Annotated in this window: 10 protein-coding genes; 4 read left to right on the forward strand and 6 right to left on the reverse strand. The window is 71.1% G+C overall.

Annotated features, from left to right (window positions below; all coding sequences use genetic code 11):
- Positions 1–46: 46 nt before the first annotated feature.
- Positions 47–472: a QcrA and Rieske domain-containing protein gene (locus N6H00_RS10660; RefSeq protein WP_268971351.1), complete on the reverse strand. Its 426-nt coding sequence runs from the start codon at positions 470–472 to the stop codon at positions 47–49.
- 202 nt (positions 473–674) lie between these two features.
- Between N6H00_RS10660 and N6H00_RS10665 the strand changes: the two genes are divergently transcribed.
- Both N6H00_RS10665 and N6H00_RS10670 read left to right on the forward strand, forming a co-directional pair.
- Positions 675–1,733, forward strand: a complete 1,059-nt coding sequence (locus N6H00_RS10665) for a LacI family DNA-binding transcriptional regulator (protein WP_268971352.1) — start codon at positions 675–677, stop codon at positions 1,731–1,733.
- Positions 1,730–2,680: a carbohydrate kinase family protein gene (locus N6H00_RS10670; RefSeq protein WP_268971353.1), complete on the forward strand. Its 951-nt coding sequence runs from the start codon at positions 1,730–1,732 to the stop codon at positions 2,678–2,680. Before N6H00_RS10665 ends, N6H00_RS10670 begins: the two co-directional genes overlap by 4 nt.
- Positions 2,681–2,744: 64 nt before the next feature.
- Here N6H00_RS10670 and uvrA read toward each other — a convergent pair whose 3' ends face one another.
- The gene (uvrA, locus tag N6H00_RS10675; protein ID WP_268971354.1) at positions 2,745–5,771 is read right to left on the reverse strand and encodes an excinuclease ABC subunit UvrA; all 3,027 of its coding nucleotides are present in this window, start codon (positions 5,769–5,771) and stop codon (positions 2,745–2,747) included.
- Between the two features lie 307 nt (positions 5,772–6,078).
- On the opposite strand from uvrA, the gene N6H00_RS10680 reads away from it, so the two are divergent.
- A complete protein-coding gene (locus tag N6H00_RS10680; protein WP_268971355.1) occupies positions 6,079–6,735 on the forward strand; it encodes an MBL fold metallo-hydrolase in 657 nt (218 codons plus the stop codon).
- A gap of 103 nt (positions 6,736–6,838) precedes the next feature.
- Complete coding sequence (locus N6H00_RS10685; RefSeq protein WP_268976916.1) at positions 6,839–8,146, forward strand: MFS transporter; 1,308 nt, start codon at positions 6,839–6,841, stop codon at positions 8,144–8,146.
- A gap of 87 nt (positions 8,147–8,233) precedes the next feature.
- Here N6H00_RS10685 and N6H00_RS10690 read toward each other — a convergent pair whose 3' ends face one another.
- The 4 genes from N6H00_RS10690 to uvrB all read right to left on the reverse strand — a co-directional run bounded on the left by N6H00_RS10690 (position 8,234) and on the right by uvrB (position 14,538).
- Positions 8,234–9,238 carry a TerC family protein gene (locus N6H00_RS10690; protein WP_268971356.1) on the reverse strand — a complete coding sequence of 335 codons (1,005 nt, stop codon included), beginning with the start codon at positions 9,236–9,238 and terminating at the stop codon, positions 8,234–8,236.
- A gap of 221 nt (positions 9,239–9,459) precedes the next feature.
- Complete coding sequence (locus N6H00_RS10695; protein WP_268971357.1) at positions 9,460–11,376, reverse strand: TerD family protein; 1,917 nt, start codon at positions 11,374–11,376, stop codon at positions 9,460–9,462.
- 110 nt (positions 11,377–11,486) lie between these two features.
- Positions 11,487–12,065, reverse strand: a complete 579-nt coding sequence (locus N6H00_RS10700) for a TerD family protein (RefSeq protein WP_268971358.1) — start codon at positions 12,063–12,065, stop codon at positions 11,487–11,489.
- A gap of 325 nt (positions 12,066–12,390) precedes the next feature.
- Entirely contained in the window at positions 12,391–14,538 is a 2,148-nt protein-coding gene (uvrB, locus tag N6H00_RS10705) for an excinuclease ABC subunit UvrB (RefSeq protein WP_268971359.1), read from the reverse strand.
- Between the last annotated feature and the right edge of the window lie 123 nt (positions 14,539–14,661).

A 14,661-nucleotide genomic window follows, 5' to 3' on the forward strand; every position in this document is an offset into this window, starting at 1 on the left:
GAGCGCCGGGGCAGGCTTCGGGGCCCGCTCAGGCTTCGGGAGCCGCTCAGGCGTCGGGGCCCGCGACGAGCCGTCCGCCCTCCGCGGTGACCGGGACCGACGGCAGCGGCTTGACCGCGGGCCCCTGGAGGACCTTGCCGGTGCGGGCGTCGAACTGGCTGCCGTGGCAGGGACAGCTGATCGCGCCGTCCTCGACGCTGTCGACGACGCATCCGGCGTGCGTGCACACCGCGCTGAACGCCGTGAACTCACCCTTGGCGGGCTGGGCGACCACCACCCGCTGCTCGCGGTAGATCTTGGCGCCACCGACCGGGACGGCACCGGCCGTGCCGAGGTCGACGGGGGCGGTGGGCGTCGGGGACGCCTTCTTGTCCGATCCGTCCGGGGTGCAGGCCGCCGCCCCGAGCCCGGCGGCTCCGGCCAGCGCGGCGCAGCACAGCACGGTTCGGCGGGAGGCGGGCTGGCGGGACATGTGCGGCTCCTGGGGGTGTGGGGGCCCTCCGACCATACCGGCACAGATCTCTCCGTCCGCCGCCGCCTCCCCGGCTGGGCGAAAACGCTTGCGCAAACGTTTACGTCCGATCCCGGATGCGGTACGTTACGGGCTCCGACGAACCCGATGAACCCCATGAACCCGACGAACCCGGCGACCTCGACGCGGAGGACCCCAGCGGATGGCAACCATGGTCGACGTCGCCCGGCGCGCCGGGGTGTCCGTGGCCACCGTCTCGCATGTGCTCAACGAGACCCGGCCGGTCCGCCCGGACACCCGTAAGGCCGTGCTGGACGCCATCGACGACCTCGGGTACATCCCCAATACGCTGGCGCGCTCCCTGGTGACCGCGCGCACCCGCTCGATCGGTCTGGCCGTCTCGGCGATCAGCAATCCGTACTTCACCGAGATCCTCCAGGGCGTCGAGTCCAGCGCCCTGGAGCGGGGATACGGGCTGCTGATCGCCGATCCGCATGACGACCCCGCGCATGAGCGCAAGGTCGTCCGGCTGCTCCATGAGCGACGGGTGGACGGCGTGATCGTGGCCCCGTCGGCCGAGCCCGCCGGGCTGGTGGAGTATCTGACCCGCCGCGGGATTCCGGCCGTGTTCCTCGACCGGCTGGTCGGCGACTCCCACGACCAGGTGTGCGCCGAGAACGCCCCTCCCGTCGAACAGCTGGTGCTCCATCTCACCGACCTCGGCCACACCCGCATCGGGCTGGTCGCCGGGCTCCCCGGGCTGAGCACCACCAGCGAGCGGATCGCGGGCTACCGGGCCGGGCTGGCGCGGCGCGGGCTGCCGTTCCGCCCCGGGCTGCTGGCGGACGGCCACTCCGAGGCGCGGGGCGCGGAGCACGCCGTCCACCGGCTGCTGGCCGCGCCCGAGCCGCCCACCGCGATCATCGCCGCGAACAACGCGATGACCATCGGCGCGCTGCGCGCCCTGCGGACGGCGGGTCTGAGCGTGCCGGGCGATCTCGCGCTCGTCTGCTTCGACGACTTCTCCTGGGCGGATGTCTTCTCCCCCGGACTCACCGCGATCTCCCAGCCCAGCCGGGAGATCGGCGCCACCGCCGTCCGGCTGCTGCTCGACCGGCTGGAGAACCCGGGGCGGCCACCGCGCACCGTCCGGCTGCCCTGTGCCTTCGTCCACCGCACCTCCTGCGGCTGTGTGGCCGAAGCCCCCGACCGACCGCTCCCCGGAACCCCCGCACAACCCGGAAAGGACCCCGCCTCGTGATCGTCGTCGCCGGAGAAGCCCTGATCGACCTCGTGCCCGAGCGCACGTCGAGCGCCGCGGCGGGCGACCGGCTGCCCGCGCTGCGGCCGGCGCGCGGCGGTGGCCCGTACAACACCGCGCTGGCGCTGGGGCGGCTCGGCTCGCCCACCGCGTTCTGCTCGCGGGTCTCCACGGACGGCTTCGGAGAGGCGCTGCTGGAGGGCTTGCGGAAGGACGGTGTGGACACCGCGCTGGTGCAGCGCGGCCAGGAGCCCACGACCCTCGCGGTCGCCTCCATCGGGGCCGATGGCTCGGCCGGGTACGGCTTCTATGTGCAGGGCACCGCGGACCGGCTCTTCACCCTGCCGCCGTCCCTCCCCGAGGGGGTGCGCGCACTGTCGCTGGGCACCTGTTCCCTCGTGCTGGAGCCGGGCGCGAGCGCGTACGAGGAGCTGCTGCGGCGTGAGGCCGCACGCGGTGTCTTCACCACCCTGGACCCCAATATCCGCACCGGTCTGATCCCCGACGCCGCTGCCTACCGGGCCCGCTTCCACGGCTGGCTGCCCCATATCGGCCTGCTGAAGCTGTCCATAGAGGACGCCAGGTGGCTGGCCGACTCGGAGGACGCGAAGGATGTGGAGACGGCCGTGGGCGAGTGGCTCGCGGCGGGACCGGCGGCCGTGGTGCTCACCCATGGCGGGGAGGGGCTGAGCGTACGGCGCCAGGACGGCTCGGTCTTCTCGGTGCCGGGCGAGCGGGTGGACGTCGTGGACACCATCGGGGCGGGCGACACCGTGAACGCCGCGCTGCTGCACCGGCTGGCCGCACACCAGGCGCTGTCGGCGCCCGCGCTGGCCAAGCTCGACGAGACGGTCTGGCGGGATGTCCTGGCCTTCGCCGGCCGCGCCGCCGCGATCACCTGCTCCCGCGCGGGCGCGGAGCCGCCCTACGCGTCCGAGCTGGTCTGACCCCCCTCGCCGCGACTGCGCCGCGCCCGGTCGGTCCGGGCGCGGCGCATCCGCGGGCGCGGGGCTACTTCGCGGCCGTCCGCTGGGAGGCGACCGTGGTCTTGGCCGCCCCCTTCTTGGCCACGGTCTTCTTCGCCGCGGTCTTCGCGGCCGCCGTGGTCTTGGCGGCGGCCTTCTTGGCGGGCTTGGCGGCGGCCTTCTTGGCGGTCCTGCCGCCCTTGCGCGCGACCGGCACCGTCGCGTCGCTCACCCGGTCACCCAGCATGTCCCGCAGGAACTTCCCGGTGTGGCTGGCCGGGATCGAGGCCACGTCCTCGGGGGTGCCCTCGGCGATCACCAGACCGCCGCCGCTGCCGCCCTCGGGGCCCATGTCCACGACCCAGTCGGCCGTCTTGATCACATCGAGGTTGTGCTCGATGACGATCACGGTGTTGCCCTTGTCGACCAGTCCGGAGAGCACGCTGATCAGCTTGCTGATGTCCTCGAAGTGCAGACCGGTGGTCGGCTCGTCCAGGACGTACACCGTGCGGCCGGTCGACCGCTTCTGGAGCTCGCTGGCCAGCTTGACGCGCTGCGCCTCACCGCCGGACAGGGTCGGCGCGGGCTGCCCCAGCCGGACATAGCCGAGACCGACCTCGTTGAGGGTGCGCAGATGGCGGGCGATGGTGGGCACCGCCTCGAAGAAGTCCAGCGCCTCCTCGATGGGCATGTCCAGCACCTCGGCGATGGACTTGCCCTTGTAGTGCACCTCCAGGGTCTCCCGGTTGTAGCGCGCGCCGTGGCAGACCTCGCACGGCACATACACATCCGGCAGGAAGTTCATCTCGATCTTGATAGTGCCGTCACCGGAGCAGTTCTCGCAGCGGCCGCCCTTGACGTTGAAGGAGAACCGGCCGGGCTGGTAACCGCGGACCTTGGCCTCCATCGTCTCCGCGAACAGCTTGCGCACATGGTCGAAGACGCCGGTGTACGTCGCCGGGTTCGAGCGCGGGGTGCGGCCGATGGGCGACTGGTCGACATGCACCACCTTGTCGACGAGGTCGTCGCCGACGACCCGGGTGTGCCGCCCGGGAACCGCCCGCGCGCCGTTGAGCTCACGGGCCAGATGGGTGTAGAGGATGTCGTTTACCAGCGTGGACTTACCCGATCCGGAGACGCCGGTGACCGCGGTGAGCACCCCCAGCGGGAAGGACACATCGATGTCCTGGAGGTTGTTCTCCCGGGCGCCGTGGACCGTCAGATGCCGCTTGGGGTCCACGGGCCGGCGCGCCGCCGGCAGCGGGATGGCCTTCTTGCCGGCCAGATAGTGCCCGGTCACCGACTCCTCGTTGACCAGCAGCTCGCTCAGCGGCCCGCTGTGGACCACCTTGCCGCCGTGCTCACCCGCACCCGGACCGATGTCCACCACCCAGTCCGAGGTCTTGATGGTGTCCTCGTCGTGCTCCACGACGATCAGGGTGTTGCCGAGGTCGCGCAGCCTGACCAGCGTCTCGATCAGCCGGTGGTTGTCGCGCTGGTGCAGGCCGATGGACGGCTCGTCCAGGACGTAGAGCACGCCGACCAGACCGGAGCCGATCTGGGTGGCCAGCCGGATGCGCTGGGCCTCGCCGCCGGAGAGGGTGCCCGCCGCGCGGTTGAGCGAGAGATAGTCCAGGCCGACGTCGACCAGGAACCTCAGCCGCTCATTGACCTCCTTGAGGACCCGCTCGGCGATGGTCTTCTCGCGCGGGCTCAGCTCCATGCCGCGCAGGAAGTCGGCGCATTCACTGATCGACATCGCCGAGACGTCCGCGATGGACTTGTCCTGCACGGTGACCGCCAGGACGATCGGCTTGAGGCGGGTGCCCTCACAGGTGGGGCAGGGCACCTCGCGCATATAGCCCTCGAACCGCTCCCGGCTGGTGTCGCTCTCCGCCTCCGAGTGGCGCCGCTTCACATACGGCACCGCGCCCTCGAAGGCCGTGGTGTACGCCCGCTGGCGGCCGTAGCGATTGCGGTAGCGGACCTCGATCTGGGTGCGGTGGCCATTGAGCAGCGCCTTCTTGGCGCGCTGCGGAAGCCCGGCCCAGGGGACGTCCGTGCGGAAGCCGAGCGCGTCGGCGAGCGCGCCGACCAGCCGCCCGAAGTAGTCCTTGGTGTGGCCGTGGGACCAGGGGTGGATGGCGCCCTCGTCGAGCGACTTCTCCTCATCCGGGATGATCAGCTCGGGGTCGACCTCCATCCGGGTGCCGATCCCGGTGCAGTCCGGGCAGGCGCCGAAGGGCGAGTTGAAGGAGAAGGTGCGCGGCTCCAGCTCCTCGAAGGACAGATCGTCGTACGGGCAGTACAGATGCTCGGAGAACATCCGCTCCCGCTGCGGGTCGTCCTCGTCGAGGTCCACGAAGTCGAGGATCACCATGCCGCCGGAGAGGCCGAGCGCGGTCTCCACCGAGTCGGTCAGACGGCGCTTGGCGCTGTCCTTGACGGTGAGGCGGTCGACGACCACCTCGATGGTGTGCTTCTCCTGCTTCTTCAGCTTCGGCGGATCGGCCAGCTGGATGGTGGTGCCGTCCACCCGGGCCCGGCTGTAGCCCTTGGTCTGGAGATCGGAGAAGAGGTCGACGAACTCCCCCTTGCGCTCGCGCACCAGCGGGGAGAGCACCTGGAAGCGGCTGCCCTCGGGGAGCTCCAGCACCCGGTCCACGATCGCCTGCGGCGACTGGCGGGCGATGGGGCGGCCGCACTCGGGGCAGTGCGGCTTGCCGATCCGGGCGAACAGCAGCCGGAGGTAGTCGTAGACCTCGGTGATGGTGCCGACCGTCGAGCGCGGGTTCCGCGAGGTGGACTTCTGGTCGATCGACACCGCGGGGGACAGGCCCTCGATGAAGTCGACATCGGGCTTGTCCATCTGCCCCAGGAACTGACGGGCGTAGGAGGAGAGCGACTCCACGTAGCGACGCTGCCCCTCGGCGAAGATCGTGTCGAACGCGAGGGACGACTTGCCCGACCCGGACAGCCCGGTGAAGACGATGAGCGAGTCGCGAGGAAGGTCGAGCGAGACGTTCTTGAGGTTGTGCTCGCGAGCGCCACGAACGATGAGACGGTCGGCCACGCCGGTCGGCACCTTTCTTGAGAGAGACGGGGTGCGCCGAGCCCGCTCGCGGGGCGGCCCTGCCGGATGGAGCAGAGGCGGAGCGGAGCGAAGCCCCCGACCCAGGGTATGGGGGCACGACGGCGATGTCTTAAGGATGCAGCACACCGAGCCTATAGCACGCACATTCGATTCGCGGGAGATGGGAACGGACTTCACCCGATCGTGTGGCGCGCGGGCGCACTCATCGGTACAAGCTTCGCCGGGTGCCCGGGTATTCCCCGCCCCGACGGTCCCTCGCCCCTTCCCCCCGGACTAGGCTGAGGCCATGACCTACAGCGGAGTGGTGACGGTCGGCGGACCGGCGGACGTGCATGAACTGCCCGATCTCATGATCTCGAAGGTCGCGGTGGGCCCCATGGCCAACAACGCGTACCTGCTGCGCTGCCGGGCCACCGACGAGCAGCTCCTGATCGACGCCGCGGCGGAGCCGCACACCCTGCTGTCCCTCATCGGCGAGAGCGGGATCGCCTCCGTGGTCACCACCCACCGCCACCAGGACCACTGGGGCGCGCTGCGCGAGGTGACGGAGGCCACCGGCGCCCGCACCTACGCGGGCCGCTACGACGCGGAGGGCATCCCGGTGCCGACCGACGTCCTGGTCGAGGACGGCGACACACTGCGGGTCGGCCGGGTCGAGCTGACCGCCCGCCACCTGGTCGGCCACACCCCGGGCAGCATCGCCCTGATCTACGACGATCCGCACGGCCATCCGCACGTGTTCACCGGCGACTGCCTCTTCCCGGGCGGGGTCGGCAACACCCGTAAGGACCCCAAGGCGTTCGAGAGCCTGATCAACGACGTCGAGACCAAGCTCTTCGACCGGCTTCCGGACGAGACCTGGGTCTACCCCGGCCACGGCGACGACACCACGCTCGGCGCCGAGCGCCCGCACCTCGGGGAGTGGCGCGAGCGCGGCTGGTAGCGGCACACGCACGGCCCCCGCGCGCCGCGCACCCCCGTACGCCCCGTGACTCCCGGCGGGCCGTGACGGTTGGCGCGTCATGCAGCATGACCGCCCTGTGTCCATGGCCCGCCTCGCCGCCGCCTCCCTGGCCGGCACCGCGATCGAGTTCTACGACTTCTTCGTCTACGGCACGGCCGCCGCGCTCGTCCTCGGCCCGCTGTTCTTCCCCACCTTCTCCCCGCTGGCCGGCACCCTCGCCGCCTTCGGCACCTTCGCCGTCGGTTTCGTCTCCCGGCCGCTGGGCTCGATGCTCTTCGGGCCCATCGGCGACCGCCACGGCCGCCGGCCGGTGCTCATCGCCTCACTGCTGCTGACGGGGATCGCGACCGTCGCCGTGGGCTTCGTCCCGTCCTACGGCACGATCGGCATCGCCGCCCCCGTACTGCTGCTCGTGCTGCGCTTTCTCCAGGGGCTGGGGCTCGGCGGCGAGTGGGGTGGTGCGGTGCTGCTGACCGCCGAGCACGCGCCCGCCGGGCGGCGCGGGCTGTGGTCGGGCTTTCCGCAGGTCGGCCCGGCCATCGGCTTTCTGCTCGCCAACGGCACCATGCTGGCCCTGTCGGCCACGCTGAGCGAGGGCGCGTTCCGGTCCTGGGGGTGGCGGGTGCCGTTCTGGGGCGCGGGGCTGCTGGCGGGCGCCGGGTTGCTGCTGCGGGCCCGGCTGACCGAGAGCCCGCGCTTCCGGGAGCTGGCCGAACGCGACGGCCGGGCCGCCGCGCCGCTGGCCGAGGTGGTGCGCGGCCACTGGCGGCTGGTCCTGCTGACCGCGGGCGGGCTCACGGTGGGCTACGCCGTCTTCTACACGGTCACGACCTGGTCCCTGGCGTACGGCACGGAACGGCTCGGCATGGCGCGCACCACCGTGCTGGGCTGTGTCATGGCGGCCGTGGCGGCCATGGGGGCCTTGACGCCCCTGGTGGCCCATCTCGGCGACCGCTTCGGGCGGCGGCCGCTGTGCCTGGTGGGCTGTGTGGCCACCGCGGTGTGGATGTTTCCGCTGATCGTGCTGTTGCGCACCGGGGAGCCGCCGCTGATGTTCCTCGGCTTCCTGGGCGCGCTGCTCGCCTTCATCACCATGTTCGCCGTGACCTCGGCCTATCTGCCCGAGCTGTTCGAGGCGCGGGTGCGCTGCACGGGCGCGGCGCTCGGCTACAACCTCGCGGGCGTCCTGGGCGGGGCGCTCACCCCGATCGTGGCGACGGCGCTGTCCCACGGCGACGGCCCGCCCTGGGGCGTCGCCGTGTATCTGACCGCCGCCGCGCTGCTGAGTCTGGGCTGCTTCGTGCTGCTGCCGGAGACACGGCCGACGGCCGACCGTCCGGAAGGACGATCGGCCGTACGGCCTCTGGAGGCCGGGGAGGCGGCTGCGTGAGCCGGTCTCCCGGGTCCGGGACGCGGACGTCGCCGCACGCCCTCGGTCGCCGCCGGGCGCCGTCAGGGCGGTGACGCCGCAGGGCCGTCAGACGTCGACGCTGTCCTTGTCCCGGGCCCGGCTCTCCCCGTTCCCCGCCTCCACCAGGGCCTGTTTCCTCGAGGCGTGCAGACTGGTGGCCGTCGTGACGGCGAGCACCGCGCAGATCACCCCGAGCGAGACCGGGATGCTGATCTCCGGGACGTGCACCCCTGACTCGTGCAGCGCGTGCAGCACCAGCTTGACACCGATGAAACCGAGGATGATCGACAGCCCGTACGAGAGGTGGACCAGCTTCTTGAGCAGGCCGCCGATCAGGAAGTACAGCTGGCGCAGGCCCATCAGGGCGAAGGCGTTGGCGGTGAAGACGATGTACGGATCCTGGGTGAGGCCGAAGATCGCGGGTATCGAGTCCAGCGCGAACAGGACGTCCGTGGTGCCGATCGCCAGCATGACGATCAGCATCGGGGTCATCAGCCGCTTGCCGTTCCGCACGATGAAGAGCTTGGTGCCGTGGTACTCGTCGGTGGACGGGAACCGCTTCTCGACCGCCTTGAGCAGCCGGTTCTCCTCGAACTCCGCTTCCTCCTCATCGGCCCGCGCCTCCTGGATGAGCTTCCAGGCCGTCCAGATGAGGAACGCGCCGAAGATGTAGAAGACCCAGGCGAAGGTCGAGATGATCGCGGCGCCGGCGGCTATGAAGACCGCGCGCAGCACCAGGGCGATGAGCACCCCCACCATCAGCACACGCTGCTGATAGACCGTCGGCACCGCGAACTTCGCCATGATCAGCACGAAGACGAAGAGGTTGTCGACGCTCAGCGACTTCTCGGTGATGAAGCCGGCGAAGAACTCGCCGGAGGGCCCGCCGCCGGCGAAGACCAGCAGCCCGAGCCCGAAGAGCGCGGCAAGGGCGACCCAGACGGCGGTCCAGATCCCGGCCTCCTTGAGGGAGACCTCATGGGGTTTGCGGCCGCCTATGAAGAAGTCGGCGGCGATGAGGGCACACAGCCCACCAATGGTCAGCCCCCACATGGCCCACGAAACGTCCACGGTTCCTCCGGCATTCGTACGGCAATCTCAGCGTCGTCGCTGCCGGAGGTCTCCTCCGCCCATGGCCGAGCCGTGGACCGGTGCCCCGGGATGCCATCCGGTCTCCTGGGACCGGACGGCATCCGTGGTGACGGGAACACCGCTACAGGAGTACTCCCCTCCGCGTAAAGAAGAGTACAGGAATTCCCATGAGAGAGTAAAGAGATGGGCAAAAGAGCTGGTCAACGCCCATACGACTGGCGGGCCCTCACCATCTGCCGCAGCACCTGGTCCAGCACCTGACTGCCCCGCGGCACCATCGACGGCTCATACGTCCACGCATGGCCCACCCACGGGTCGGCGAGATGGTCGTCGGCGACCGGAGTGAGCCGCAGCAGCGACCGCCACAGCGGATCGAGCACCGGACCGTAGTCCCGCGCGTCCTCACGGTCGGCGACCATCATCAGATGCACGCCCACCGAGGGCCCCTCGTCCGCCAGATAGCGCAGCTGGGTGACGGCCCGGTCGTCGAAGCCGTGCGGGAAGTCATGGACGAGCAGCAGCTGCTCGGCGGTGTCCAGATCGGGCGGCAGCGCGTCCGTGGCACCGCTGCGCATCGCCATCTGCACCAGGTCGACACGCCGGGTCAGCGAGGCGAGCACCGCGGAGACCCCCTGGGCGCCGGCCGCCGGCGGCTCGCCCAGCGCACCCGACCCCACCAGCGGGGCGAGCGAGCCCGCGGCCGAACCCGCCGGGTCGATCACACGCACCGAGAACTCCCCCGCCGGATAGACGGCCAGCAGCCGCGCGGCGATCGTCACCGCCGTGTCCGCAGCCAGTCGGCGCAGCTCGCCGGGGTCGGCCGGCCCCCCGTCGAACGAGCCCGAACGCCCGGCGTCGATCCACAGCCCCCGCTCCAGGGGCAGCCGCACCAGCATGGGGATGCGCAGATCGGCGCGCTCCGGGAGGTGCAGCTCGCCCAGGCGCAGGGCCATCGGCATCTCCATCGGCACCTGGTACGCCTGCCACACCGGGCTGTCCCAGCGGGCGTAGGCGGGCGGCAGCGCGGGCTCCACCACCTCGGCCTCGGCCGTGAGCTGCGCCAGATCGCGGTCGAAGGCGGCGCGGGCCTGCTCGACGAGGTCGGTGTGCCTGGCGCGCGCCTCGGCGCGGGCGGAGTCGGCCGCCGGGCCCACCCGGGTGCGCGGATCGGAGAGCACCCGGTCCAGCTCCTGCTCCATCCGGGACTCCGCGAAGTCCACGGCGCTGCGATAGGCCGCGGTGGTGCGGGCCAGGTCCTCGAACATCCCCCAGACCTGGTTGTAGAGCCGCTCGTCCATGGTCCAGCCGGAGGCGTCGCCCGCGACCGGCCGGGCGGGCTGTCCGGGCGTGGCGGGCGGCACGGACGGCGGGGGCGGGGGCGGCGCGGCCGTACGGCGGCCTGGGTGCTGATAGTTGACGGGCCCTTGGCCGCAGGGCGCGCCCTGCGGCTGCTGCGGCGGGGTCTGCGGCTGGGCGGGGGCCGGGGCGGCACCGCCGCCCGCGGTGGCCGTGCGCACCCGGCCGTCGTCCTCGGAACGGGGCGGGGGCTGGGCGACCGAGCGGGCCATGCCCCGCACCACCGCCTCGTTGATCCGCGCCGCGAGTTCGGCGCCCTGCTCGAGCCCCTGGTCACGCAGCATGGCCGCGAGCCCGTCCGCGTACCCCTGGCCGACGGCGCGCACCTTCCAGGCGCCCTGCCTGCGGTAGAGCTCCAGGGCGGCCACCGCGGACTCCGAGTCCAGGCCGGTGATGGTGTAGCCGGCGATCTCGGTGCCGTCGAGGCCGGTGACGGCGACGAACGGCGCGGCCGTGGCGCCGAACCGGTCCGGGCCGCCGACGCCGGTCGGCAGCGCGAGCAGCACGGTGACCCGGTGGACGTTCTCGGGCATCGCGTCGAGGTCGACGGCGAGCCGGTGGTCGGCCGCCGCCTGTCTGGGCACCTCTATCCCGGCCAGTTGGGGCGAGGCGGGGTGCGCGACCCCTTCGGCGCCGTGCACCGTGCCCCGCTCATCGCCGAGGGTGGCCCCGGCCACGATCGGATGGCCCGCCGAGATCCGGATCTCCAAACGGGTCTGGGGCAGGGGGTGGTTCTGCCCTCGGACCAGCTCGGCCGTCATGGCTTGCGTCCCCTCGTTGTGTTCCGCGGTGTGCCGTGGATCCGCATGCGTGCGGATGGTACGGCGAGCGCGCGGGCCCACCGGGACACACGCGCTCGCCGAACGGCGGATTACAGATGCGGCAGGATATGCGGCATCAGGTCCTGGAAGGTGCGTCCGTTGGCCGGCTCGCCGATCGCCCTCATCTGCCAGGCGCTGCCCGCCCGCTGGACGGTGGCCATGATCTGGGCGGTGTACTGCCCGCCGCCGGTGAGGGTGTAGCGGGCGAGCTCCTGGCCGTTGGTCTCGTCCACCAGCCGGCAGAACGCGTTCTGCACCTCGGCGAAGGTCTGGCCGGTGAAGGAGTTCACCGTGAAGACGATCTTGTCGATGTGGACCGGCACCCGCTGCAGGTCGACCAGGATCGCCTCGTCGTCGCCGCCCTGCCCGGCGCCGCCGACGAGGTTGTCACCGGTGTGGCGGACCGAGCCGTCGTCGCTGACCAGGTGGCGGAAGAAGACGACATCGGTGGGCTGCTTGTCGGCGAAGAGGACCGCCGACGCGTCGAGGTCGATCTCCCGCGTACGGGAGCCGAACAGCCCGCGGCGGGGCGCCGCCTGCCAGCCCAGCCCCATCCGCACCGCGGTCAGGGTGCCCCCGTCGGCCTTCTGTAGGCTGATGGCCTGTCCCTTGGACATGTTGACCGTCACGCGCTGTCCCTACTCTCGTCTCTCGATTCCCCGTGGCCGCCGCGGGAGTGCGGCCGTGGCCGCGCCGTGTGCACGGCCCTGTCGAAAACCCTATGCACTGCGACCAGGACTCCGGCCGGACGAGCGGGCTTTTGTGTCGGTCTTGCAACACAGCGGAGCAGGTGCGGGTTCGCGGCACGGCGGAGCAGCCGTGCGGGTTCGCGGCACGGCGGAGCAGGGGTGCGGCCTTGCGCAGGGGTGCGGCCTTGCGGCACCGCGGGGCAGCCGGGCGGCCCCGCGGCACGGAGAGGGGCGGGCGCCCCGGCGGGTCCGGGGCGCCCGGCCGTCAGGAGACCCCGGCCTCCCGCATCTGCCGCAGCTCCTTCTTCAACTCCGCCACCTCGTCGCGCAGTCGGGCCGCCACCTCGAACTGGAGCTCCGCCGCCGCGGCCCGCATGCGGTCGGTCATCTCCTCGATCTGCTCGGCGAGTTCGGCTGCGGGCCGGTCGGTCAGCACCGGCTCCTTGGCCTTGCCCTTGGCAGCCTTGGCGCCCTTGCCGCCCTTGGCCGCCTTTCCGCCCGCCGCCGCCTCGGGGGTCTTGGCGCCCTTGCCGTCCTTCGTCTTGCGGTAGCCGGTGCCGAGCAGCTCCTCGGTGTCGACGTCCTCACGAGCGATCTGCGCCACGATGTCGTTGATCTTCTTGCGCAGCGGCTGCGGGTCGATCTTGTTGGCCTTGTTGAACGCGATCTGCTTCTCGCGGCGCCGGTTGGTCTCCTCGATGGCCTTCTCCATCGCCGGGGTGACCTTGTCGGCGTACATATGCACCTGGCCCGACACGTTACGGGCGGCCCGGCCGATGGTCTGGATCAGCGAGGTGCCCGAGCGCAGGAAGCCCTCCTTGTCCGCGTCGAGGATGGCGACCAGCGAGACCTCCGGAAGGTCGAGGCCCTCGCGCAGCAGGTTGATCCCCACCAGCACGTCGAACTCGCCGGCGCGCAGCTCGCGCAGCAGCTCGACCCGGCGCAGGGTGTCCACATCGCTGTGCAGATAGCGCACCTGGATGCCGAGCTCCAGCATGTAGTCGGTGAGGTCCTCGGCCATCTTCTTGGTGAGGGTGGTGACCAGCACGCGCTCGTCCTTCTCGGTACGCGTGCGGATCTCGTGGATGAGATCGTCGATCTGGCCCTCGGTCGGCTTGACGACGACCTCGGGGTCGACCAGACCGGTCGGGCGGATGATCTGCTCCACGAAGCCGTCGCCCCGGGAGAGCTCGTACGGGCCGGGGGTCGCGGAGAGGTAGACGGTCTGGTCGACGCGCTCCAGGAACTCCTCCCACTTCAGCGGGCGGTTGTCGAGCGCGGAGGGCAGCCGGAAACCGTGCTCGATCAGGGTCCGCTTACGGGAGGCGTCGCCCTCGTACATCGCGCCGATCTGCGGCACCGTGACATGCGACTCGTCGATGACCAGGAGGAAGTCCTCCGGGAAGTAGTCCAGCAGGGTGTGCGGCGGGGAGCCGGGCTCACGGCCGTCGATGTGCAGCGAGTAGTTCTCGATACCCGAGCAGGTGCCGATCTGCCGCATCATCTCGATGTCGTAGGTGGTGCGCATCCGCAGCCGCTGGGCCTCCAGCAGCTTGCCCTGCTTCTCCAGCCGGGCCAGGGTCTGCGTGAGCTCGGCCTCGATCCCGGCGATGGCCTTCTCCATGCGCTCGGGCCCGGCCACATAGTGGCTGGCCGGGAAGACATAGAGCTCCTGGTCGTCGCTGAGCACCTCGCCGGTGAGCGGGTGGAGCGTGGAGAGCGCCTCGATCTCGTCGCCGAACATCTCGATGCGGACCGCGAGCTCCTCGTAGACCGGGAAGATCTCGACGGTGTCGCCGCGGACCCGGAAGGTGCCCCGGGTGAACGCCATGTCGTTGCGGGTGTACTGGATGTCGACGAAGCGGCGCAGCAGCTGATCGCGGTCGATCTCCTCGCCGACCTTGAGCGGCACCATGCGGTCCACGTACTCCTGCGGCGTGCCGAGGCCGTAGATGCAGGAGACGGATGCCACCACGACCACGTCACGCCGGGTGAGCAGCGAATTCGTCGCCGAGTGGCGCAGCCGCTCCACCTCTTCGTTGATCGAGGAGTCCTTCTCGATGTAGGTGTCCGACTGCGGGACGTACGCCTCGGGCTGGTAGTAGTCGTAGTACGAGACGAAGTACTCGACCGCGTTGTTCGGCAGCAGCTCGCGGAACTCGTTGGCCAGCTGGGCGGCCAGCGTCTTGTTCGGAGCCATGACCAGCGTGGGCCGCTGAAGCTTCTCGATCATCCACGCGGTGGTGGCGGACTTGCCGGTGCCGGTCGCGCCGAGCAGGACGACGTCCTTCTCGCCCGCGCGGACGCGCCGGTCGAGGTCGGCGATGGCCGTGGGCTGGTCACCGCTGGGCTGATAGGGGCTGACGACCTCGAAGGGCGCCACCTTGCGTTCGAGCTGAGTTACGGGCCGCATGTCACCCACGGTACGACTCACCACTGACAACGGCGGGCGTTCCGCCGCGCCGCCCGCTGCCCGGCGCCCGTCCGGATTGGCATGATCACGCGGGCGATGCCGCCCGCCACACGAATTTTCCGT

The organism is Streptomyces sp. S465, assembly GCF_026898115.1.
Classification (GTDB): Bacteria; Actinomycetota; Actinomycetes; order Streptomycetales; family Streptomycetaceae; genus Streptomyces; species Streptomyces luomodiensis.

Excerpts from the sequence above, each read along its gene's own strand:
- N6H00_RS10660 (WP_268971351.1), bottom strand. The coding sequence starts at position 472 with ATGTCCCGCCAGCCCGCCTCCCGCCGAACCGTGCTGTGCTGCGCCGCG.
- N6H00_RS10665 (WP_268971352.1), top strand. The coding sequence starts at position 675 with ATGGCAACCATGGTCGACGTCGCCCGGCGCGCCGGGGTGTCCGTGGCC.
- N6H00_RS10680 (WP_268971355.1), top strand. The coding sequence starts at position 6,079 with ATGACCTACAGCGGAGTGGTGACGGTCGGCGGACCGGCGGACGTGCAT.
- N6H00_RS10685 (WP_268976916.1), top strand. The coding sequence starts at position 6,839 with ATGGCCCGCCTCGCCGCCGCCTCCCTGGCCGGCACCGCGATCGAGTTC.
- N6H00_RS10695 (WP_268971357.1), bottom strand. The coding sequence starts at position 11,376 with ATGACGGCCGAGCTGGTCCGAGGGCAGAACCACCCCCTGCCCCAGACC.
- uvrB (WP_268971359.1), bottom strand. The coding sequence starts at position 14,538 with ATGCGGCCCGTAACTCAGCTCGAACGCAAGGTGGCGCCCTTCGAGGTC.